General features: G+C 37.6%; 23 protein-coding genes. 14 read left to right on the top strand and 9 right to left on the bottom strand.

Going from position 1 to position 23,977, the window contains the following annotated elements; translation table 11 throughout:
* Positions 1-102: 102 nt before the first annotated feature.
* A complete protein-coding gene (locus EZY12_20940; GenBank protein QSX70762.1) occupies positions 103-1,404 on the bottom strand; it encodes a transposase in 1,302 nt (433 codons plus the stop codon).
* A gap of 79 nt (positions 1,405-1,483) precedes the next feature.
* Here EZY12_20940 and EZY12_20935 point away from each other — a divergent pair, with 79 nt between their 5' ends.
* The 5 genes from EZY12_20935 (at position 1,484) to EZY12_20915 (ending at position 5,081) form a co-directional block, all read left to right on the top strand.
* A complete protein-coding gene (locus tag EZY12_20935; protein QSX67172.1) occupies positions 1,484-1,666 on the top strand; it encodes a hypothetical protein in 183 nt (60 codons plus the stop codon).
* A 97-nt stretch (positions 1,667-1,763) separates the two neighbouring features.
* Positions 1,764-2,645 carry a 4-hydroxybenzoate solanesyltransferase gene (locus tag EZY12_20930; protein QSX67171.1) on the top strand — a complete coding sequence of 294 codons (882 nt, stop codon included), beginning with the start codon at positions 1,764-1,766 and terminating at the stop codon, positions 2,643-2,645.
* A 126-nt stretch (positions 2,646-2,771) separates the two neighbouring features.
* Entirely contained in the window at positions 2,772-3,350 is a 579-nt protein-coding gene (locus tag EZY12_20925) for a hypothetical protein (protein QSX67170.1), read from the top strand.
* A 231-nt stretch (positions 3,351-3,581) separates the two neighbouring features.
* Complete coding sequence (locus EZY12_20920) at positions 3,582-4,121, top strand: Uma2 family endonuclease (GenBank protein QSX67169.1); 540 nt, start codon at positions 3,582-3,584, stop codon at positions 4,119-4,121.
* Between the two features lie 321 nt (positions 4,122-4,442).
* Positions 4,443-5,081 (top strand): histidine phosphatase family protein, encoded by a 639-nt coding sequence (locus EZY12_20915; protein QSX67168.1) that lies wholly within the window; start codon positions 4,443-4,445, stop codon positions 5,079-5,081.
* A 131-nt stretch (positions 5,082-5,212) separates the two neighbouring features.
* Here EZY12_20915 and argS read toward each other — a convergent pair whose 3' ends face one another.
* Positions 5,213-6,970 (bottom strand): arginine--tRNA ligase, encoded by a 1,758-nt coding sequence (argS, locus tag EZY12_20910; protein QSX67167.1) that lies wholly within the window; start codon positions 6,968-6,970, stop codon positions 5,213-5,215.
* A 399-nt stretch (positions 6,971-7,369) separates the two neighbouring features.
* Here argS and EZY12_20905 point away from each other — a divergent pair, with 399 nt between their 5' ends.
* On the top strand, positions 7,370-7,576 hold the full coding sequence (locus EZY12_20905; GenBank protein QSX67166.1) for a helix-turn-helix domain-containing protein: 207 nt from the start codon (positions 7,370-7,372) through the stop codon (positions 7,574-7,576).
* A 15-nt stretch (positions 7,577-7,591) separates the two neighbouring features.
* A complete protein-coding gene (locus EZY12_20900; GenBank protein ID QSX67165.1) occupies positions 7,592-7,870 on the top strand; it encodes a hypothetical protein in 279 nt (92 codons plus the stop codon).
* 147 nt (positions 7,871-8,017) lie between these two features.
* Here EZY12_20900 and EZY12_20895 read toward each other — a convergent pair whose 3' ends face one another.
* Positions 8,018-9,472: an MFS transporter gene (locus tag EZY12_20895; protein QSX67164.1), complete on the bottom strand. Its 1,455-nt coding sequence runs from the start codon at positions 9,470-9,472 to the stop codon at positions 8,018-8,020.
* A 50-nt stretch (positions 9,473-9,522) separates the two neighbouring features.
* Between EZY12_20895 and EZY12_20890 the strand changes: the two genes are divergently transcribed.
* Positions 9,523-10,053, top strand: a complete 531-nt coding sequence (locus EZY12_20890) for a phosphoribosyltransferase (GenBank protein QSX67163.1) — start codon at positions 9,523-9,525, stop codon at positions 10,051-10,053.
* A 354-nt stretch (positions 10,054-10,407) separates the two neighbouring features.
* On the opposite strand, the gene EZY12_20885 is transcribed toward EZY12_20890, so the two are convergent.
* Both EZY12_20885 and EZY12_20880 read right to left on the bottom strand, forming a co-directional pair.
* The gene (locus EZY12_20885) at positions 10,408-10,851 is read right to left on the bottom strand and encodes a DUF29 domain-containing protein (protein QSX67162.1); all 444 of its coding nucleotides are present in this window, start codon (positions 10,849-10,851) and stop codon (positions 10,408-10,410) included.
* A 117-nt stretch (positions 10,852-10,968) separates the two neighbouring features.
* Positions 10,969-11,886 carry an AEC family transporter gene (locus tag EZY12_20880; protein QSX67161.1) on the bottom strand — a complete coding sequence of 306 codons (918 nt, stop codon included), beginning with the start codon at positions 11,884-11,886 and terminating at the stop codon, positions 10,969-10,971.
* A gap of 90 nt (positions 11,887-11,976) precedes the next feature.
* Here EZY12_20880 and EZY12_20875 point away from each other — a divergent pair, with 90 nt between their 5' ends.
* Entirely contained in the window at positions 11,977-12,777 is an 801-nt protein-coding gene (locus EZY12_20875; GenBank protein ID QSX67160.1) for a D-alanyl-D-alanine carboxypeptidase family protein, read from the top strand.
* Between the two features lie 305 nt (positions 12,778-13,082).
* Here the strand turns inward: EZY12_20875 and EZY12_20870 are convergent, their stop codons facing one another.
* On the bottom strand, positions 13,083-14,159 hold the full coding sequence (locus tag EZY12_20870; protein QSX67159.1) for a PIN/TRAM domain-containing protein: 1,077 nt from the start codon (positions 14,157-14,159) through the stop codon (positions 13,083-13,085).
* 242 nt (positions 14,160-14,401) lie between these two features.
* Between EZY12_20870 and EZY12_20865 the strand changes: the two genes are divergently transcribed.
* Both EZY12_20865 and EZY12_20860 read left to right on the top strand, forming a co-directional pair.
* Entirely contained in the window at positions 14,402-15,586 is a 1,185-nt protein-coding gene (locus EZY12_20865; GenBank protein QSX67158.1) for a coproporphyrinogen III oxidase, read from the top strand.
* A 137-nt stretch (positions 15,587-15,723) separates the two neighbouring features.
* Positions 15,724-15,867 carry a hypothetical protein gene (locus EZY12_20860; protein QSX67157.1) on the top strand — a complete coding sequence of 48 codons (144 nt, stop codon included), beginning with the start codon at positions 15,724-15,726 and terminating at the stop codon, positions 15,865-15,867.
* Positions 15,868-16,607: 740 nt separating this feature from the next.
* Here EZY12_20860 and EZY12_20855 read toward each other — a convergent pair.
* Positions 16,608-17,582 carry a glycosyltransferase gene (locus EZY12_20855; protein QSX70761.1) on the bottom strand — a complete coding sequence of 325 codons (975 nt, stop codon included), beginning with the start codon at positions 17,580-17,582 and terminating at the stop codon, positions 16,608-16,610.
* A 107-nt stretch (positions 17,583-17,689) separates the two neighbouring features.
* Between EZY12_20855 and EZY12_20850 the strand changes: the two genes are divergently transcribed.
* Complete coding sequence (locus EZY12_20850; protein ID QSX67156.1) at positions 17,690-18,352, top strand: glycosyltransferase family 2 protein; 663 nt, start codon at positions 17,690-17,692, stop codon at positions 18,350-18,352.
* 288 nt (positions 18,353-18,640) lie between these two features.
* Entirely contained in the window at positions 18,641-21,331 is a 2,691-nt protein-coding gene (gene gyrA / locus EZY12_20845) for a DNA gyrase subunit A (protein ID QSX67155.1), read from the top strand.
* A 42-nt stretch (positions 21,332-21,373) separates the two neighbouring features.
* Here the strand turns inward: gyrA and EZY12_20840 are convergent, their stop codons facing one another.
* Positions 21,374-22,003 carry a type I restriction endonuclease subunit R gene (locus EZY12_20840; protein QSX70760.1) on the bottom strand — a complete coding sequence of 210 codons (630 nt, stop codon included), beginning with the start codon at positions 22,001-22,003 and terminating at the stop codon, positions 21,374-21,376.
* A 209-nt stretch (positions 22,004-22,212) separates the two neighbouring features.
* Between EZY12_20840 and lnt the strand changes: the two genes are divergently transcribed.
* Positions 22,213-23,691: an apolipoprotein N-acyltransferase gene (lnt, locus tag EZY12_20835; protein ID QSX70759.1), complete on the top strand. Its 1,479-nt coding sequence runs from the start codon at positions 22,213-22,215 to the stop codon at positions 23,689-23,691.
* Here the strand turns inward: lnt and EZY12_20830 are convergent.
* Positions 23,594-23,977, bottom strand: coding sequence for a hypothetical protein (locus EZY12_20830; protein QSX67154.1), 384 nt, complete (start codon positions 23,975-23,977; stop codon positions 23,594-23,596). The two genes, lnt and EZY12_20830, sit on opposite strands and share 98 nt — an antisense overlap.

The raw sequence follows: 23,977 nt of genomic DNA, 5'->3' as shown, positions 1-23,977 counted from the left end.
AAGGAAGAAGGAAGAAGGAAGAATCAAAATGGCAACGAATGAACCCGTCAATTAGTTCTTGACAGACTACTAGAGGACAAATAGCAATTGACACTCTCAGGTCTAAAGACACTGAGATTCTACTGACAGAATAGATTTAGGTAAAACCCAAAGCCTAATTCTCGCTGCGTTCGTCAAACAACGCCTACCCAGTGAGCCTAAGTCTAAGCTTAGATTGCTGGCTACTTTTCTTAAAATGTTCGCTGCGCCGTTTAGATCAGCGTTAACAATTGAACCATTAGCTGACTGATACAATCCACGTTTAACGCGCTTACCCGATGCTTTCCACCCTTCTGGTTTTTGACCATAAACGGGTAGGGAGTCTCCATCCAAGAAAGATGCTTTTGACGTATAAGATTCTTCAGTTTCTTGAAATCTAATTCCGTGTAAATCACATAATTGTTTTAGTCGGTCTTTGAGTTTACCCAAAGGCATTTGAACGAACTTTTGATTGTTTAATTTACCCATATTGGCATTAGATTTAAAACCTTCATTCCAGCCAATTACTAATGTACCAATGCTGTACTTTAGGCAATGGTCAATAATTAGTTTTGCAGCTTTATTAATGCCATCTTTCATTTGATGGTTGCGTTTACGGGTTACTCTGTCTAACCAATTATCCCAGTAAGCTTCTGGTTTATTTTCTTTACGGGTTGATACTTTCTTATTCCATAACTGATTCATTGCTTTCATCGAACGAGCATCAATCAATAAAGAATTACCCAAAGTATCAACACAAGCAGCTAAATTATCGGCAGTTCCTAAGTCAATTGACAGAGCTTGGCTAATATCTAAATCATGCTTTTGTCTCTCGACTTCATAAGAAATTTCCAGATAAAAAGCCTCATTCTTAGGGAGGATAGTAAACTCTTTAACCTTTGAGTAAGCAATGTTTGAAGGCATTGTTAGGAAAAAATCAGAAATACCAAACCATCGTCTAACAGTTAATCCTAGAGAAAATCTAAGTTGCCCGTTAATTAATGTTGGGGGTTGTCCTCCTGAATTTGGATAAGCGACCTTGAAAAGTTTAGAACCTGTTAAGTAATCTGGTACTTTAGGTTTAAAATGTAATTGACCTTTGAGAAACAAAGAGCGTAATTCTTTAAAAGATTTAAAACTTTCAGCTACTGACATCAAAGTTTGTTGCATCGGGACTGACGGCATTGATTGAGCTACAAGTGATTTACTGATAGATTTTTCGTAAATCAAATCAAACTTGTTAGTTAGCAACTTTCCAGTTTTGAAAAATGTCTGTCGAGCAAAGTAAACACCACTATTATAAATCTTGCCTGATTGTTGACAAAGATACTCTAATACCGTTTTTGTTTCGTTATCTGGGGATAATAAAACTTGTTGGACCCCCATTAACTTTTTAGCCTTAGACATTGTTTCGACCTGCAATGCTGTGATATTGTTAGTATATCAACATATTTAGTAAATAGCGATGCCATTTCAAAAAAATAACAAATTAGGTTTCGCAAGTAAACAGCCGTTTGACAAAGACCCTGTTTGCTTTAAAGTGTTACCTGGAGTCAAGGCAAAGTTAAAGGCCGTCCCAAACTGGCAAGAACGATTAAGAGAATTTACTGATAAGCTTATAGAAGAAATGAAGATTGAAGGCGAATAAATTCGCCCGTGTCGCTTATATCTCTCCGGCTTTAGCCACTGAGTTTTACGCTTACCAAGCTATCCTATAAATGTAAAGATATGTTAAATCATCAAAAATGTTAGAAACACCAAAAACCAACCCAGAACCATTATGGCTTGTAATTATCCAGTTGTTACGCTGGAATAAACCCGAAGGGAGATTAATTTTGATGATTCCTGCATTGTGGGCTGTGTTTCTAGCCGCTGCGGGTAAACCACCTATACCCTTAGTAGGAGTGATTATTTTCGGTAGTATCGCTACCAGTGCGGCTGGATGTGTAGTTAATGACTTATGGGACAGAGATATTGATCCCCAGGTAGAAAGGACAAGCAGCCGCCCCTTAGCATCTCGCGCCCTTTCCGTTCAAGTTGGGATTGTAGTGGGCATAGTCGCCCTTGCCTGTGCCGCAGTTGTCGCTTTCTATCTTAACCCTTTAAGCTTCTGGTTGTCTGTAGCGGCAGTTCCGGTAATTGTCCTTTATCCCGGCGCAAAACGAGTATTTCCTGTTCCCCAATTGGTGCTTTCCATTGCTTGGGGGTTTGCGGTGTTAATTAGTTGGAGTGCAGTAACAGCCAGTATTACAGCGCCAACTTGGTTACTTTGGGGGGCGACTGTACTATGGACATTAGGATTTGATACCATTTATGCCATGAGCGATCGCATAGATGATCAACGCATAGGCATTAATTCTAGCGCTTTATTCTTTGGAAAATATGCCCCTATAGCCATTGGTATTTTCTTCCTTGGTACGGTTATTCTTTTAGGTGGCGTAGGTTTCTTAGTTAATTTAAATATTAGTTTTTGGATTAGTTTAATTCTCGCTACTATTGCCTGGATTTGGCAAATTATCCGCTTACAACAGCCAGAAATACCTAACCCTGCTTACGGGGAAATGTTTCGCCAAAATGTGTGGATTGGTTTTTTAATTTTAGCCGGAATGATTGTTGGTTCTTTTTAATTTTGTAATCAATGTAACCAAATAAAAAATTTTCTATCAATCTAACTCAGGCTAGATTCAAAACTATCAGGACGATTGTTTTCAAGGTTGGGATATTAATCTACAAGCTAGATAAAAACCAACCTTATGAAGCAATCTATTTTTATTAAACTCGCTACAATAATTTTACTATCTATTGGTAGTTTAGGTTTAGTTATTGGCGGTTTTTGGATTAGTAAAGCTTCTAGTAAAAATAAACAATCGCAGTTAATTACTGATACATCACAATATCAGGAAATTCGGAATCACAAATGGACTGATATTCAACAAATTCAATATTTTCCTCAACAAATTCCCGCTGATACTCAAGTTTTACAAATGGCTTATGCTTCTAGTTTAACTCCCGGAAGCAGTTCTTTACAAATTCGTCTCAAACAACCACAAGCAAAGATCAAAACCCTCCTTACACAATACAAAAAAATATCCCAGCATCAATACCAGGGTGGGAATACAAATAATCATAGTAATCAACCCAACGGCGTACCTACAACGTTTTTTTATACTAGTGATGCAGAAACAGAAACCTTTCCTAGCAGCTATGAAATATTGGTATTAAAAGCAGAAGATAAAAGTCAACCTGGTTCAAAATGGAATCATGGTAATAGTAGTGGAGTTGCAATTGATGTTGCATCTTCAGAAATAGTTTATTGGGCTGAAAAGTGGTAAAAGTCCTCTATAATAAAATTAGAGAATTACAACACTAATGAAACAAGATTCAATGCCTTTATTACCGCACGAGTCGTTTCCCTCTCAGGTCTAAAGACACGCTCGTTTCCCACTTACCGCGATGTCTTATGAAATTCAACTAATTAATTTTGTTACAAGTTAAAAAGATAAGATATAATAAGATACAAAAATCAATATAGTATTTCCGTAGTATTTCAGGAGAAAACCATCATGTCTTTAACCGTAAAAGAACTAGAAGAAATACAGATAGCATATCCTGACTATCGTATGGAATTAGTAGAGGGGAATATCATTATTATGAGTCCGTCAGGTTATGAATCGGAAGAAGTTGGTACTGAGTTTGCGAGAATTTTAGGTAACTGGATAAGACCACGTAAACTAGGCCGTGTAACTGGTTCTAGCGCAGGTTTTAAATTACCAAATTCTGATTTGCGTGCGCCAGATGTATCTTTTGTGAGAGCCGATAGACTGAAACATTCAACAGAAGATTATGCAGAATTAGTACCAGATTTAGTAGTGGAAGTAAAATCTAAAACTGATTCTTTAGATAAACTACGAAAAAAGATTCAAGAATTTATCAATTTAGGTTCACAAATTGGAATTTTAATTAATCCAAAAACAAGAACAGTAGAAGTTTCTCGTTTTGGTGAAACCGTAATTTTAAAAGATGGTGATATTTTGACTCTACCCGATTTACTTCCCGGTTTTGAAGTAGCAATTTCTGAAATTTGGTCTCCTGTTTTTGAGTAATTTAGCAAGTGCGAATCCTAACTCCAACAAAAAATACCATCCTGTTAATCTTTAAATCCTGACTCCAACAAAAAATACCATCCTGTTAATCCTCAAATCCTGGATATCCTGATTCTGACAATTTGCTATAAATCCTAACTCCCACAAAAAATACCATCCTGTAAATCCTCAAATCCTGAAAATCCTGTTCACGTAGTGTGGCGTTAGCCATTTCTGACATTTTTTGATTAATTACTTTGTTCTGGTATCACATACTTGATTGCGAGATTGATGGTATTTTGTTTTTACACAAACTCCTTGATCCCAATCGCAATATAAGCTATGACACTCAATTTATATTTACTGCGACATGGAGAAACTACTTTTAGTCAAAGTGGTAATTTCTGCGGTAAAACTGATGCAGAGTTGACATCCGAAGGGCTGCAAATGGCATCCAGTTTTGCTGATGTTTATAAAACTTTAAAATGGGAAGCGGTTTATGCCAGCCCAATGAAACGCGCAATTGCAACCGCCAAGCCATTTTGTGATGCTATGGGTATGGATATGCAATTGCGTGACGGACTTAGAGAAGGTAGTTATGGCGAATGGGAAAGCAAGAGTAAATCCTATGCTCAAGAGAATTATGCAGAAAACTATGTAAAATGGTTAACAGAACCCGCTTGGAATGCGCCCAAAGGTGGAGAAACGGCGGTAGAGATTGCAAACCGTTCTATGCCTGTAATTGCTGAAATCCAAGAAAAATATCCCCAAGGTAATGTTTTAGTAGTTTCCCATAAAGCCACAATTCGGATTATGCTTTGCAGTTTACTGGGAATTGATTTAGGACGCTATCGCTATCGGGTGAATATTTTGGTCGCGTCGGTAAGTATGGTTAAATTTGATGTTCATGGTCCTTTATTAGAAATATTAGGCGATAGGCATCATATACCAGATCATATTCGCTCTCGTCCCGGAACATAACCTGAATTTCATTCTATAAATCCTCATGCAAACGAAACAAACCATCCTGTTAATCCTTAAATCCTGGACATCCTGATTCAGACAAATTAAGATCCCCGACTTCTTAAAGAAGTCGGGGATCTGATTGCTTATTACATCCTTTCTACAACCTTAATTCCCAACAAAGACAATCCCAACTTCAAAGTTTTTGCAGTTAAATCACATAACATTAACCGCGAAGTTTTGACAGGTTCTTCAGATTTAAGAACAGGGCAATTTTCATAGAACTTATTAAACTTATCGCTGACTTGATACAAATAATCACACAAACGATTTGGTAATAAATCCTGTTCTACTTCCTTAATCACCTCATCAAGTTGTAACAGATGTTTAGCTAAAGTTAATTCTGCATCTTCTTTTAGTAATATCTGGCGATTTATTCCCAAATTAGTAAAATCAATATTCCCTTGACGACTAATACCTTGAATCCTCACATAAGCATAGAGAAGATAAGGGGCTGTATTGCCTTTTAGAGATAACATTTTGTCATAACTAAAGACATAACTGCTGGTACGATTTTGGCTTAAATCTGCATATTTTACCGCACTAATTCCCACAATTTCAGCCACATTTTGCATAAATTCTTCAGTTTCTACTCTCCCATCTTCTTGTAATCTACTTTCTATATCTGCACGAGCGCGGTTAATAGCTTCATCTAACAAATCCCGTAACCGTACAGTATCCCCAGAACGAGTTTTGAATTTTTTCCCATCTTCACCTAACACTAAGCCAAAGGGAACATGAACTAATTCCACATCTTCAGGTATCCAGTTGGCTTTTCTTGCAACTTGGAAAAATTGAGCAAAATGATTAGATTGTCCTTCATCTGTAACATAAACTATTCGTTTAGCTTGATCTTCTTGAATCCGATAACCTAATGCAGCTAAATCTGTAGTTGCATAGTTATAACCACCGTCAGTTTTTTGCACAATTAAAGGTAAAGGATTACCTTCTCTATTAGTAAAACCATCCAAGAAAACACATTTTGCCCCTTGACTTGATTCTAATAATCCCGTTGTAGCTAAATTCTCAACAACTTTTGGTAATAAGGGATTATAAAAAGATTCCCCTCTTTCTATTAATTTGATATTCAGTAAATCATAAATGATTTGAAATTCTTGTCGAGATTGTTCACATAAAAGTTTCCAAGCATGAAGCGTATCTTCAGCCCCAGCTTGTAATCTCACAACCTCTTGACGGGAGGTTTCTTGAAAAACTGGATCTTCATCAAATCGCTGTTTAGCTTTGCGGTAAAAATTAACTAAATCTCCAATATCTAAAGCATTTGCTGTAGTGAGTGCTTCTGGATAAACTTCCCGCAAATAGGTAATTAGCATTCCAAATTGTGTACCCCAATCACCAACATGATTTAACCGTAAAACATCATGACCACAAAATTCTAAAATCCTGGCAATGGAATCACCAATAATAGTCGAACGTAAATGGCCGACGTGCATTTCCTTAGCAATATTCGGACTGGAAAAATCAACAATTTGCCTTTGTGGAGTTGTTGCTGTGGGTATTCCCAATCTATCATCTACTTGAATAGCGTTGAGTTGTGCTTCCAGGTAAGATGTTTGTAATTTGAGATTAATAAAACCAGGTCCTGCAATTTCTGGAGGTTCACAAATATCAGATACATCTAAGTTACTAACAATTTCCGCAGCAATAATTCTGGGTTGTTTTCCTAACTTTTTACTTAAAGATAAAGCTACATTAGCTTGATAATCACCAAATTTAGGATTACTTGCAGAAACTAAAATTGGATCTGTACTGGTATAATCTTCACCAAAAGCAGCTACTAAAGCCTGTGTTAACTTGAGTTTTAGTTGTTCTTGTGTAGCGTTCATTATCTAAATTGTATCTATGTTAAAGTTAAAATTGCTGTAACCTTTGATTCTAGCTTGAAAATATAGTTATTTCAGGATAATTATTCAAGTTTATAGAATTATAATAATAATCTATCGGTTTTTGATATACTTATTCGTCAAAAACTGCTGCTGATTGAAAGCCTCAATCCCTTACGAAGCAAGACTCATAAGAGATTTTCGGAGTAAATTTATCGAGAATCAGTGAGCTATTTATGATTGGTTGGTTTCTTACCACAAACTGTCCTACTGATAGTTAGTAACTTGATAGATAGATATATAACAGCTAGTTATCCGTTAATGGTATTGTTATGAGTATTGCTAATATCTATAATTAGATTACCAAGAGTATGTAATACTATTAGTAGGTTTAATATAGCGATGACCGTGATCATAAGACTCAAGGAATTACGCAAAAATAAGGATATTTCTCAAAACGAATTGGCCCGATTACTAGAAATGTCCTTAGCTAATGTTCAAAAAATTGAATATAACAAAGCAAAATCCATACCACTAGACACATTGGAAAGATTATGCAGGGTACTAGGATGTCAGGTAGGAGAATTGCTTGTTTTAGTAGATAAATAACCACACCCAGAACTTATGACAACAGAACCAAGCCGATTAGATCAAATAGAATCAATACTTTTCCAAGTAGCTCAACAACAAGCCGCTAACACTCAAGCCATAGCTAACTTAGGTGTCAAAATTGACAATTTAACTAATGATGTTGTCAATTTAACTAATGATGTTGTCAATTTAACTGATATCACAATGCACTCTATCCAAAATGCGGAAAATGATAGAGAAGCTTGGCAATCTGAAATTAAACGTATTTGGGAATATTTGCGCGATAGAAACGGTGGTAGTTATGCTGCTTAATCTTTTATCCGATTTATTGTTGGTTTTCAACATCTAAACCTCATCCATTTTGAAACCTGAAGTAGTGGGAGCATCTTGCTCGCTACCTAACAGCAGGAAGCAAGATGCTCCCACTACTTTCAATAACTATGGTTTTTCTCTTAGGGTTTAACCAACTTTCTCCCGCTGTGCTTGCAGTTTTAGCATGATTTCCGCGTGCATTTCGCGGGTAATGGGATAGAAGTAGATTAAAACTAAACCTGCAATCAAACAAACAGTTGGTATCGGTCCAACAGCAATCCGAATAGCTAAAAGTGCTGATTCAGGTTGTATAGGTAAAGAAGTTTGTCCAATTACAGCTTCTTTAAAACCATAAGCTTGTAAAGTGTTACCAACTAGAAATAACCCGAAAGCTAAACCAAATTTTTGCAATAAAACCATGAAACCATAAAAAATGCCTTCGCGTCGTTGTCCAGTTTGCAATTCATCTAATTCAATCACATCAGGGATCATTGACCAAGGAATGAGATAAGCTGTAGAAACTCCCACACCTGCCATTACAGCCATAACATACATTAAACCAACTTGATTCGGCTGCAAGAAAAATAATCCAGCAGCAGCGATAATCCAGGAACTCATTCCTAGAAAATAAACCAGTTTTTTACCAATTTTTTTACTTAAATAACTCCAAACAAATAACATTACTAAAGCCGTTCCCTGGACTGCAATCATGACATTGGGTACATCTCCCTCTTGCAGACGCATACAGTTAACCACGAAATAGGGAATAATGCTGGCTGTGATTTGCACACCTAACCAAGAAAAAAGATATATAGCAATGACAAAAAGAAAAGGTTTATTACTAAAAACAATTTTTAGCTGTTCAAAAAAGGGAATTTCTGCTTCTTGTGGTAAAGAAATGCGTTTAGCTTCAAAAGCCAAAATGCGATCGCGCACCCCATAAACGCACCAATACAAAGACAAAACTGCAATTACCGTACAAACTGCCGCTAATACTAAATATTGTTGTTGACGATCTGCAATTTGTGAAAAAATTATTTTTGCTAAAATCAATGATAAAATACTGCCACCAATAGAAAACGTAAAGCGAAAACTATTCAGACTAGTGCGTTCATCGTAATCCTGAGTTAATTCAGGAGTCATGGCTGTATAAGGCAAATTAACAACAGTAAAAAATGCCTGAGATATAACCCCAATTATCACATAATACCAAAATAAACCCCAAATATTAATATTTTTATCAGCACTAAATTCAGGAACAATCCACTGCAAAAAAGAGAAAAAACCAAAGGGAATTGCCCCATATAAAAGCCAAGGAAGACGACGACCCCAACGACGGGATTGGGTTTTATCAGTCAACATTCCCACAATCGGATCATTGATACCATCCCAAATTTTGCCAATCATCAAAATACTACCTGCCAAACCCGCCGGAATTCCTGCTACATTGGTAAAGAAAACCATCAAGTAAAAAACAGCAATATTTCCAGTAATAGCTGGTCCCAAATCTCCAGCCCCATAAGCTAGTTTAGTTTTAAAATTTAATTTTTCACTTGTCAGAGATTTAGGAAAATTGTTATTATCAGAATCATCTTTAACCATAAATCACACCCATATTAATTGACAATTGTTAACACACTTATTTTAGTCTTATGTCAGACCTTTACATTTCTTGGTCAGATTATCACCACAAAATTGAACAATTGGCTGTAAAGATTTATCAATCAGACTGGCAATTTAACCAAATTGTCTGTTTAGCTAGGGGTGGACTACGAGTAGGGGATATTCTTTCTCGCATTTATAATCAACCATTAGCAATTTTATCTACTTCATCTTACAACGACGCGGATAAACATGAAAGAAGTAATTTAATTATTTCTCATCAATTGACCATGACTAGCGAAAATTTAGGTTCACGGATTCTGCTAGTAGATGATTTAGTAGACTCTGGAATCACTCTACAACAAACAATTCCTTGGTTAAACTCCTATAGCCAATCCCCTATAGAGGAAATTCGCACCGCTGTAATTTGGTATAAAGCTTGTTCAGCCATAGTTCCTGATTACCAGGTTGATTATCTTGCTGATAACCCCTGGATTCATCAACCTTTTGAACATTATGAAAATATTACTCCTGCTGAATTGGCAGAAAAGCAAAATTTAGCCGTTATCAAAGGTAAGTAGGTAGGCATAATTAAATATAATATGGGCAGGCTAGAAGCCCACATGAGGAAAAGACTCGGGGGACAAGGCAGACAAGGTGACAAGGGAGAAAACACGTATAAAGGAATGTATGATCAGTAAAAAAGTAAACCGTAGTCCGAGTATTTTGTGGATAAAATCCTCCTTGTCTACTATCCTTCCTTCTCTTCCTGGTCTTGCCTTTACGGGGTGGGCTTGGTGAACACCCGAGAGTTAACAATATTATTTTGATATTATTTCAGCCCATTTACTTAACAGGTGATAAAGTTCAAAATACCCAAAAATATTGTAGAGACTTTCCATGGAACGTCTATACTCGCATTTATTATTCTCAATTTACAAATAAGTTTCATCTAAAATTTGCTCTAAACTATAAGGACAATGTTCTGGGAAATCAATTTTAAATCTAGTTTTTTGTTTAACATATTTTAAGGTACTTTTATAGATTTTTTCTAATTCACTATGAAGATAACTTTGTAAATTATTGGTTAATAATCTCTCAAGTTGGTTACGAAAACCAATAATTTCTGTTCGCCAATGATTTCCATTGGTTTCATATTCTTCTGTCCAATATTGCAATAATAACAGATGCCTAATTATTTGTTCTAGTAAACTAGCAACAGCGTTTTTATCTCTTTTTCCCAATGCTTCTAACTCCTCAATTAAATTATTTAAGTCTAAGTCTTGGAAACGTTTTTCTTTCAATAAAATAACTGTTTCTTCTAACCATAAGCTTTCATCTATTTCATATAAAGATTGTAAATCGGTGTTTACGGTCATAATTTACCTGGCCTTTAATGAATTAGTAACTGTTATTACTTGATACTTTCTTTCAGAGCTATTTTTAGTTTATCAAAAACTCTGGAAATTATCACGATATATACTTAAATGGTTCACTTAAAACAACCATAACCAAACAGGCAGAGTAAATAATAATACTATAATCCCCATAGCTAAAGCGGTAACGGCTAAATCACGATCAAGATTAAAAGTTTCCGCTATTACCAGTGTAGCTAAAGCTGGAGGCATTCCCATTTGCAAAACTATCACCTGTGCAGCGTTACCTGTCACCCCAAACAGGGAAAGAGTGCTACCCAAAATCAGCGGAACTAGTAACATTTTGATCAAGATACTACTCCCAGCTTGTGGCAGTTTTCGCCAAGATTTCAGTTGTGAAAGTCTCATGCCAATTAACATTAAAGATAAAGCCACCGCACCCCAAGCCAATGTTTCTAAACAAAATACCACTGGAGAGGGAAGCGCAAATTGATGTAATAATAAGCCAAATCCAAAACTCCACAAAGCAGGATTAATGAAAATTACCTTGGCTATTTGGATATGATTTTGGATATTATTACCAAACTTAGCAGCGAGAACCACTCCTAACCCATAAGCTCCAAAAAGTGAACCCAACATATCGTAGAATAAAGCCCAAGCAAAATATTCTTTACCAACCATTGCTAAAGTGATGGGAAAACCCAAATAACCTGTATTCCCTACCATTGCTGCTAAAATCAAACTACCTTGAGTTGCTGGTTGGGGGACTGAATTGCTCAAATAGGCTTGTACTTTGATTTTTAACCAAGCTAACAATGCTCCTAAAAAGATGGCTAAGTGTGCTATTACTGGTGCAATCCAAATCTGCCCTGATAAATCTGTTTGTATTAAAAAACCAATAATACTGATGGGTACTCCCACCCAAAAGAGAAACTGACCTACGTAAGTAGAAGCATCGCCAGGTAATTTACGTCCTAATATGAATCCTCCGAGGATTAATCCCACTAACTTGATATATAGTTCTAAAAGATTTATCAAAATTACACCTAGAACAATTCAAAATTAAGAATTAAAAATTAAAAAAACTCTTTCTTTCCTTAATTATTAAACACAAACAGGAGCAAAAACTTGAATAAAGCTGGGTTTCCTAAAAAACCATATAATTCAAATTCTCACTCTAGTGATGATATTCCGGTGGCTCTACGCGATACGAATGATACTGGCAGGAAGATAGAATTAAAACCACAAGTTTTAATCTTATCTGGATTTGCTGGATTTCTGCTGCTGGCTGTTATTAGTGGTTTTTTGTTTTCTCTGACGACACCTAAACAAACTACTAATTCTGCGGTTGCACCGATTAATCCTACACCTGCAACTACAAATACACCAATTAATGATAATGGTACGGTGTTAGGACACTTCCCATATTCAGAAGCACCAGAATCAGAATTAGCACCAATTACAGGTGACAGTAGAATCAGAATGCGAAAATCTGCTGCTGTCAAGTTTCAAGCAATGGTACAAGCGGCTAGAAGTGCGGGTGTAAATTTAGTCCCAATTTCTGGCTTTCGTTCTGTACAAGAGCAAAAGCAGTTATTTTTCGGTGTGGGCGCACAGCGTAATCAAACCCCAGCGGAAAGAGCCGCCCTCAGCGCACCTCCTAATCATAGTGAACATCATACAGGTTATGCTGTGGATGTTGGTGATGGCACAGTCCCAGCGACTAATCTCCAAGCCAATTTTGATAATACTAAAGCTTATCAATGGTTACAAGCTAATGCTGCCAAGTTTAGTTTTGAAATTTCCTTTCCTAAAGATAATGTTCAAGGTGTGAGTTATGAACCTTGGCATTGGCGGTTTGTGGGTGATACTGATAGTTTAGAAACATTTTATAAAGCTAAAAATATTAAACCTGTAAAAACACCATAATGATAGTCAGAGAATATCAAATATCTAATAGACATCTCCAGGAATAAATGTAGAGACGTGACCTGGAACGTCTCTACAAAGGTTTCATGTCACGCATATTTAATTTCTACCAAATGTCTAATACAAAATTTCATTATGAGGCTGCACAGAATCTTAAAATCCATTGATTGACACATCTTCATCTGCGTCCATTAGCGTTTATCCGCGTTCAATTATCATTGAAACTGTTTTAACTCTATACAAAATCGGTGCAGTTTACCCACACCGATTGCATAGTTTAACTCTAATTTTTCCTACCATATTCCTTAGGCTAATGCGGAAGCTTGGGGTTTAGCAAAAATCATCCGACCGGCTGAAGTTTGTAAAGCACTGGTAACTACTACCCTCAATTCACCACCAACATAAGGACTTCCTTCTTCCACTACTACCATTGTGCCATCATCTAAATAGCCAATTCCCTGACTTGGTTCTTTACCTGCTTTAAGAATTTTTAAATCCAGATAATCACCAGGTAAATAAGTCGGACGTACCGCATTTACTAAGTCGTGAACATTCAAAACTGGGACTTTTTGCACACTGGCAACTTTGGATAAGTTGTAATCATTGGTGAGTAATGTGCCATTGATTTCTTGAGCAAACCGGACTAATTTGGCATCAACAGTCGCAGTATCTTCATAATCTACAGGATTAATTAAAATGCGATCTGGGTAAGTTTCTCGAATCCGGTTGAGAATTTCTAGTCCTCTTCTTCCCCTCACCCGTTTTATATCCTTACTCGCATCAGCTACTTGTTGTAATTCTTGTAAAACAAATTGGGGGACAAGAATTAGCCCTTCTAAAAATCCTGTTTCTAGTAATGTTTCAATTCGTCCGTCTATAATACAGCTAGTATCTAAAACTTTGGTGTTAGCAGGTTTAAGAGTTCCTTCCACCACCATACTTTCCACAGTATTGGGGTTAATTAATCTTAATAAACCCCGTCCGTGAGTATCTGCCAAGTTCATCCCAGTCACAGAGAGGATAATACTGCCAACAACAGCTACAAGGGGTTTAATAAAGCCAAAATCTGTGGGAATGGGTAATAAAAATAGCGGTGCCAACATGAGATTGGCGAGTAATAGCCCAATTACTAAGCCAATGGCCCGGGTTAAAATAACTTCTAGGGGTAGTTCTCGAACTTGTGACTCTAGACGACGGTATGTAATCTGGAAACTCAGCCCGACTGCACCACCGACAATAGCCGTAAACACAGCTAAAATTAAGCGCAAGGCATCTAAATTAGTGACTCCATCAAGAGTACCTGGGGGGAGTAGATCAGTGCTGAAATAACCTATCCCCGCCGCTGCTAAGATAAATGAGAGAATAATAATGACATCCAGCATGATTGTGTTGTGTTCCTACAACGATATTTATTTGATAGAGTAAAGTCCGCTTGCTTGAGTCCTTTTTGGTGATGGAATAATATTAGCTGCTCAGGCAGACAGAATATGCCAACATTATAACCAAAGGGTTTTTACTGCATATTATTTTTAATTTTAGGGAAAAAGGCGAAAAAGTTGTCAACAAACTCCTCATTTTTATTATTTTTAATCTTCAAATCCAATTAACTTCACTATTTCTGCAAATGAGTCAACAAGATATTGGTTGGGGGATTCCCCGTTCTGCTTATGTACATATTCCCTTTTGTCGGCGACGATGTTTTTATTGTGATTTTCCTGTGTTTGTGGTCGGAGATAACTCACGAGGCGAAAATTCGGGGACAATTAGCGAATATGTTGAAGTTTTATGTCAAGAAATCAGAATTGCACCCATTTATGGTCAGCCTTTAGAAACAATTTTTTTTGGTGGTGGTACTCCTTCTCTGTTATCAACTGAACAGTTGCAATGTATACTAACAACCTTAGAGAAGCAATTTGGGGTTGCTGCTCAGGTGGAAATTTCTATGGAAATTGATCCAGGGACGTTTGATTTAGCACATCTAGCTGGTTATCGCAGTTCAGGCGTAAATCGGGTCAGTTTAGGTGTGCAAGCCTTCCAGGAAGAATTGTTAAAAGCTGCTGGGCGATCGCATACACTTAAAGATATTTTTACAGCTATAGAGTTAATTCACAAAGTCGAGATTCCCGAATTTAGCTTAGATTTAATCTCCGGCTTACCGTATCAGTCCTTAGAACAATGGCAAGATTCCTTAACCCAAGCAGTAACAGCCGCACCAACTCACATTTCCATCTATGACCTGACAATTGAACCAGGAACAGCCTTCAATCGTTATTACAAACCGGGAGATCATCCCTTACCCACAGATGAAACTACAGTCAAAATGTATCAACTCGCGCAAAAAACCCTAACAGATGCAGGTTACGAACATTACGAAATTTCCAACTATGCCCAACTAGGACATCAATGCCAGCATAATCGAGTTTATTGGCAAAATCGCCCCTATTATGGCTTTGGCATGGGTGCAGCCAGCTATATAGAAGGTAAACGCTTCACCCGCCCCCGCAAAACCCAGGAATATTACCAATGGTTAAAAAACGGTGTAGTCATTGATTGCGAAGTTACACCAGCGGTAGATGTCTTGTTAGAAACTTTAATGTTAGGGTTACGGTTAGCCGAAGGAATCAGTTTAAATTCCCTAGCCGTAAAATTTGGCCACCATCAAGTAGACAAAATTCAAAGCTGTTTGCAACCATACTTTGCTCAAGGTTGGGTGAAGATTGTCGGAGATAGATTACGTTTTAGCGATCCCGATGGTTTTATATTTTCTAATGTGATGTTAGCGAAGTTATTTGAGACATTGGGAGAATAAAGAATAGGACATCAAATCTTCAGACATCTATTGACATTTCCCGACAATAGGTTCATAATATTAAATATATACGAGAGTTTTGTAGTTAATTTAAAGTCAATAAATATTTTGAGTAACTGTAATAGTTCCGAATAGACTTGAATGGCTACAAAGAAAATAAACCTTTCATTAGAAAACTTGGTAGTTCTAGAGAAAATTTGGGTATTGAACTCGTTGATAGACAATCAAGAGCCTTGGAATTATGTTCTAAGGCAATGTGGGATACCACCTTCACCGACTAAATTGGTGATGTTATACTAGATATTCACGATATCTCAGATGTCGGGTAATGTCTCGGTTAAAAGTATCAGAATAAGCTAATCAACATTTAAGTTGCATAAGCTGGGCGGGCAAGATGCCCACCCCACAAGAGTTATGTTTAATTCGATTGTGTAAATCAATACCTTCGCCATTTTTTTGTAGGTTAGGTTGAACGAAGAGAAACCCAACCTATTTGTCGGATTGTGCCTTACGATACACTGCGTGGACGGGACTCAAGCCAACCTACGAATCAAGGAATTTTTTGATTTGGCTAAGGTATTGGTAAATTAAATGTTTTTTAGCTTATTACAGCGGTTTCCGCTCTTATGAGGTACATCTTAGCCCCCTCATCGCTTGCGGGGAGGGGGTTGGGGGTGGGGTTCTTGTACCTCATAACACCCGGAATTGCTGTAATGTAGATGGGCTGAAATAATATCAAAATAATATTGTTAACTCTTGGAAGTCCACCAAGCCCACCCCGTAAAGGCAAGACCAGGAAGAGAAGGAAGGATAGTAGACAAGGAGGATTTTATCCACAAAATACTCGGACTACGGTTTACTTTTTTACTGATCATACATTCCTTTATACGTGTTTTCTCCCTTGTCACCTTGTCTGCCTTGTCCCCCGAGTCTTTTCCTCATGTGGGCTTCTAGCCTGCCCATATTATATTTAATTATGCCTACCTACTTAAAAATTATCCAATTGACATTCTCGGAGTCTTTAGACGCGGAGATTCTTTAATCGTAAATCGTCTAGAACTTGATTAAAGTGATGATGATCATATAACCCAATTTTGTGATTAGCATTTCTGAGCATGGTCAACCAATTTGCTACTTCTTTCATGTACTCTATAGATGGATCAATTTCTTTTGGATCGTATGCTCCTATCTGTCTATGTAATGCTAATTCTTTAGCCGTAGGTTGAATACCTAACTGATTAATTTGATCAGTAACTATTTTACAGGTCAAGCTTTCAACTAAATTTGCTGCTTTGAGACTTATACAATTAGAATGTACACGGTACTTAATCAAAACTTTGGGCAGATTCCAAACTTTGAATTTTCTGGATATTCTTACCCATAGATCGTAATCTTGAGCATTGGGATAATCTTTTCTGTAAAACTCTCCATTGATTTCCACCGCATCTAAAGCACTTCTTCTGAGAAAAACCGCTGACTGAGCAAAATAGTTATGGAATAGCAACCTACAGGGAATTTTTTGATTAGGTTCTTCTTCATTCCATACTTCACCAGTCAAATCACCATTTTCATCCATTAATTCCACCCAAGAACCAACCATACCAAAGTCTGGGTTGTTTTCCATAAACTCAAGCTGTTCTGCTAACCTAGATGGATAAGCATAATCATCACTATCTAGAATAGCAATGTATTCACCTGATGATGCTGCTAAAGATTTATTTCTACTGATTGGAATCCCTTGATTGACATTATTTTGAATTAATTTAATCCGTTGATCTTGATAAGAATTGATAATTTCTACGCTGCTATCTGTTGAAGCATCATCTACAATGATAAATTCAAAATTCGTAAAAGTTTGATTTAAAATACTTTTTATGGCTGTGTCAAGATATTTTTCACTATTGTATACTGGCATAACAACTGTAATTTTAGGATATAATTCTGTACTTCTTATGTCCTGATTTAACTCTCGCTGAATAAGCTGATTTTGATTAATCATGTTGAAGGATGTTGAAAAAACGTATGTTTTTTATACTAATCCATAAATAACGTATAATATGCAAGTTATACCTAATTTCAGAAAACTTTGTTCTATTTCAGTAAATGCCTAGTATAAATTTTTTTCCAAAACCCACGATCTCCATTGTGCTATCTACCTACAATCGGGCAAAATACTTAACCGATTGCATAAATAGTGTATTGCAACAAACCTTTCAGGATTTTGAATTAGTCATAGTTGACGATGGTAGCCAAGATAATACTTTTGAAATTGTCAATGGTTACTTACAAAAATTTAATAATATTCGTTATCTTAAACATCAAAATCGTAAATTGGCTTATGCCAGAAATGCAGGTATTCAAGCATCCTTCGGCAGTTATATCACATTTATTGACAGTGATGATACATATAAACCTAATCATCTAGAATCACGAATAGAATTTATGAAATGTCATCCGGAAATTGACTTGATTGAAGGTGGATGGGAAATTAAAGAAGAATTTTTCGTTGCTGATTATTTTCAACCCGATCAAGTAATTAGTATTAGAGAGTGTATTGCTGGTGGAACATTTTTTGGGAAAAGACACATATTTTTTGAATTAAAGGGATTTAATTATATTACTTATGGAGAGGATGTAGATTTGTGGAATCGTGCGGAAAAAACTTTTAAAACTGCAAAAATCAAACAGCCAGAAACCTATATTTATAATAGGACAGAAGATAGTATTACTAAAACTTTTTTAGATAAAATATCCTCTAGTAATTAACAACATTTTTTTATAAATATGCGACGAGATTTTTGATCTTTTCTATCTTTATGCCTTTGCTACTTTGTCTCTTTGCGCGAAACTTTGTTCAAGGTAGTTAATTGAGCTAAAAATCGGTGTAAGCTGACTTACTGAGTATTTTGGGAGATTGCATGGTATTTTGCTAATTGGGTGACAATATGTTAGAATTGAAGCAAAATATGACAACTATTCAAAGTTAATTTGACATAATTTTGTCTTTTGTCAAGTTGAAAGCTAAAATCTACATTTTTTGGAGTTTTGGAGTTTATGACAACCTCACAGGAGAGGATTATCCCGACGGATTTGCGAGGTGAAATGTCGCGATCTTATCTAGAATACGCCATGAGCGTCATTGTAGGTCGGGCGCTGCCAGATGCTAGGGATGGTCTTAAACCTGTGCATCGTCGCATCCTCTATGCCATGCACGAACTGGGTTTACTACATGATCGCCCCTTTAGAAAGTGCGCCCGTGTAGTCGGGGACGTATTGGGTAAATATCACCCTCACGGTGACACGTCAATATATGATGCTTTGGTGCGGATGGCGCAGGATTTCTCCATGCGATCACCTCTCATCAGTGGACATGGTAACTTTGGTTCAGTAGACAATGATCCGCCGGCGGCAATGCGGTACACAGAATGTCGTCTACACGCCCTAACCAGTGTAGCCCTCCTCCAAGATATTGAAGCCGAAACCGTAGACTTTGCCGATAACTTCGATGGTTCTCAACAAGAACCCACAGTTTTACCTTCCCGCATTCCCCAACTTCTCCTGAATGGTTCTTCAGGAATTGCAGTGGGAATGGCCACAAATATTCCTCCTCACAACTTGGGAGAATTGATTGATGGGTTAGTGGCCCTGATTCACAATCCCGAAATAACTGATCTTCAGTTAATGCAGCATATTCACGGACCCGACTTCCCAACTGGGGCGCAGATTTTGGGAGTCAGTGGCATTAAAGATGCTTACACCACTGGACGGGGTTCCATTACCATGCGCGGTGTTGCCAATATTGAAACCCTTCAACAACGCAACCGTCCAGACAAGGAAGCAATTATCATCACCGAATTGCCTTACCAAACCAACAAAGCGGCCTTAATTGAAAAAATTGCCGAGTTGGTGAATGATAAACGCATTGATGGTATTTCCGATATTCGGGACGAGAGCGATCGCGACGGCATGAGAATCGTTATAGAATTAAAACGTGATGCCTATCCCCGGGTCGTTTTAAACAACCTTTATAAACAAACCCCTTTACAGTCTAACTTTGGGGCGAATATGTTGGCATTAGTCAACAGTGAACCCCAAACCCTCCGTCTCAAACAATTCCTCAGTGTTTTCCTAGATTTCCGTATTCTCTCCATTGAACGCCGGACTCGCTACGAACTTCGCAAGGCACAGGAACGAGATCACCTCTTACAGGGATTATTAATTGCCCTATCACGATTAGATTCAATTATTGTTTTAATTCGTCATGCACCAGATGCACCCACAGCCAAAGGTGAGTTAATTACCACCTATGGACTGTCGGAAGTGCAAGCAGACGCAATTCTGCAAATGCAGCTACGCCGATTAACGGCCTTAGAAGCCGATAAAATTCGCCTCGAACATGACGACTTACAAGTTAAAATTACCGACTTATTGGATATTTTAGCTAACCGGGAACGGGTGCTAGAAATCATTCAAACCGAAATCAGCCAAATCAAAACCAGCTTTGCCACACCCCGACGCACAGTAATTACCCATGGGGAAGGAGACATAGATGATATTGACTTAATTGCCAATGAAAAAGCAATTATTCTGGTCACTGAACAAGGTTACATCAAACGGATGCCCGTTAACACCTTTGAATCCCAAAGCCGGGCTACTAGAGGCAAAGCCGGGGCTAAAGTCAAAGATGATGATACCATTGAGCATTTCCTAACCTGCTGTGATCACGATAGTATCTTATTCTTTAGCGATCGCGGAGTCGTTTACTGTCTCAGAGCATATCAAATTCCCGTGAGTTCTCGCACCAGTCGCGGCACACCGATTGTGCAAATGTTGCCTATTCCCAAAGAAGAGAAAATTACTTCCATTGTCCCCGTAGACGAATTTAGCAGCGAGGAATATCTCGTTATGCTCACCAAAGGCGGTAACATCAAAAAAACCGTCTTAGAAGCATTTAGCCATATTCGCGCCAACGGATTAATTGCCATATCTTTAGAAGAAGGCGACCAACTGCGCTGGGTGAGAAGAGCTAGAGTAGAAGACAGCATCATCATTGGTTCTCGTCAAGGTATGGCCATTCACTTCCGCTGTACTCACTCCCAACTGCGTCCCCTGGGTAGAGCAACTCGTGGTGTGAAATCCATGAAACTCAAGGGTAAAGATGAACTCATAGGCATGGATATCTTGCCTGCGGCTATTCTCGATACCTTGGATATTGTCATAGAAGGGGAAATAGAAGAAACCGCAGAACTTGAAGAAACCACAGAAATTGTAGAAACCGCAGAAATTGCGGAAACCGCAGAACTTGAAGAAACCACAGAAATCGTAGAAACCGCAGAAATTGCGGAAATCGAAAATGCCGAAGAAATCGTTGAAGTCGGCAATGCCAACAGTACGGGACCTTGGGTATTAGTCATTACAATGGCTGGTTATGGTAAACGTGTTCCTGTTTCCCAATTCCGACTGCAAAACCGTGCCGGTCAAGGTTTAATGGCTACCAAATTCAAAAACCGCAAGACCAAAGACAAATTAGCCACCTTGCGAATTGTCAACAGCGACGAAGAAATCATGATGGCCACCAATCGCGGTATCATTATTCGTCAAGCGGTGAATGCAATTTCTATCCAATCAAGATCAGCCACTGGAGTCAGAGTCCAACGTCTAGACGAAGATGATGCCATTACCGGAGTGGCAATTGTTCCCCCTGACACAGGTGATAATGGTGAACTAGAAGAAGCAGAGGGGTAAATTATTACCATTGTGGTACAGGCATCCTGCCTGTATCAGTGTTTAGATACTCTGTTTACAAATTTCTGCTATCTTACGTAGAACTCTACAAGCAATTTCTAATTCACCTTGGGCAGTTAAAGGTGCAAATACTCTAGAAATTCCATATTTTTGATTTTCTATTTTTACAAAAACAATATCATCACCATTAGTTAACATTCCAAACATGGGATAATTTCGATGAGGATTAGCCATAAGATAAGCTAGAGTCTGTGGTAATGCTGACCACACAGATAACATAGTTTTTTTGGACTCTAAAACAATTATCCATAACTGATCGCGTAATATTAAAATATCTATTCTACCTTGTAGAGTTTCTTCACTATCAGCGATTATTATCTGGACTGATTCTTCAGCTTTAATCCAAAAGGGTGGATCATACAAACCAGCGACGGTTAGTAATGGAGAAACCAGTAATAACATTACTGTAGCTTCTAATAGATGTCCACCAGAGCGATGATAAATATAACGTTTCCATAAAATTTCTAAGTTAGTCTGGTCATCAGAATTGATTTCAGGTAGTTTGTGATTCCATTCTGTAAAAAAATCGTGGGATTCACTACGACTTAACCCAAATCTTTTTTCAGCCTCAGCAATCGTCGTGATAGCATCAGTAACAGCTATTGTTTGCATCATATATTTTTGAGTCTTTGTGTTTAAATGGTAGCAAAAAACAATTATTAGAGTATGTCAGTAATATATAAATCTAGAACAGTAGTTAAACTTTTATCATTCTGCATTAATTGATGAGTAATTAGCGATCGCAACTTTACATGACAAAATTTAAAAAGACTTTCAGCCCTGTCACCTGTTATACAGTATCATTTATCAGTGGGATGTTAATGGGTGCAACCGTCGCCCCTATTGGTGCATGGTTCTTAGCCTGGATTGCCCATGTACCCCTATGGATACTAATTATTAAATATACATCCAAAACAGATCCCCCTGCCCCCCACCCCCTGCTCCCTGCCCTGCTTTGGGGTATCGGTTATCACGGAGTAGCCTTATCGTGGATCACTGGTATTCACCCTATGGATTGGTTGGGTGTACCTTGGTTGCCCAGTTTAACTATCACCTTATTATGTTGGGCATTTATTAGCCTCTGGGGTGGAATCTTAGTCTCTATTTGGGCAGCTTTAATGGTGCGTCTAGACAAGGGAAACCCTTTGTTACGTATCCTCATTGGTACAGCCCTTTGGTGTGGTTTAGAAAGTCTTTGGAGTGCCAGTCCTCTTTGGTGGAGTGCTTTGGCTTACACTCAATCACCGCAAAATCTCGTAATTCTTCATTTAGGACAACTTTCTGGTCCTAATACTGTCACTGCGGTAATTGTGGCATTTAATGGCTTAATTGCGGAATTTCTCACCCAACAGACCTCAAAAACCTCTGCGTCTGGGCGGTTTGTTAACTCTTACCTAATACTAGCAATCACACTATTAATCACTTCCCATTTTATCGGCTTCATTCTCTACAGTAACCCCCTAAATCCCATCCCCAGCACAGCTTTAAAAATCGGGATTATTCAAGGAAATATTCCTAATAAAATTAAGGTTCTTCCTCAAGGTTTGCGTCAAGCGATTACGGGTTACACTCAAGGATATTTAAGTTTAACTAATCAAGATGCTCAAGCCGTTCTGATCCCGGAAGCCGCTATCCCTATTTTTTCCCGTGATTTATCACAAACTCCTTTACTGGCTGCTATTAAAGAAAAGGGTGTCATAGGTTGGATAGGTGCTTTTGGTGAAAAAGGAAGTAGTTATACAAATAGTTTATTTACTGTTCTTGGGAATGGAGAAATTACCAGCCGTTACGATAAATCTAAACTTGTACCCTTAGGAGAATATATTCCTTTTGAAAATATTTTAGGGGGAATTATTCAACGTTTATCACCACTAGAAGCACATCAAGTTCCGGGTAAGGCTAATCAAACTTTTGATACCCCTTTTGGCAGGGCAATTATTGGTATTTGTTATGAATCTGCGTTTGCGGAAAACTTCCGTTATCAAGCCAATAAGGGTGGAAAATTTATTCTCAGTTCTTCCAATGATGCCCATTATACTGCTGCAATGGCAGATCAACATCATGCCCAGGATATCATGCGGGCAATTGAAACTGATCGATGGGCTGTGAGGGCAACAAATACAGGTTATTCAGGATTTATTAATCCTCATGGGCAAACTCTCTGGAAATCGGCTTATGATACCTATCAAATCCACGCAGAAACTATTTATCCTCGTCAAACCCAGACTTTATATGTCCGTTGGGGTGATTGGTTAACGCCTTTATTCTTGCTTCTAAGTGCTTTAATTTGGGTTTTGTGATTTCCTCTTTACTATATTTTCTCGTCCCAATAGAAAGGGATCTGAAAAGAGAAATAGAAAGTAGTTTGAAAATAGAAGTATTTGATTGCGGACTAACGCTATCGTTTAAACTTTCATCTATTTTTTTGCGAAGTGATGATAAAAACATTATATCATTCCCTAGATCAGAAACTTCATCTTCATATTCATCCGAGTCTTCAATTTGATTGATTCTTTCTTGATATTTTACCATCAAATTATCAACAGCTTCGATCATAAATTTGATGTCTTTAAATGATAAATCCAT

The sequence above is a fragment of the Dolichospermum sp. DET69 genome, from assembly GCA_017355425.1.
Classification (GTDB): Bacteria; Cyanobacteriota; Cyanobacteriia; order Cyanobacteriales; family Nostocaceae; genus Dolichospermum.
This window is presented reverse-complemented; position numbering and strand designations above follow the sequence as displayed.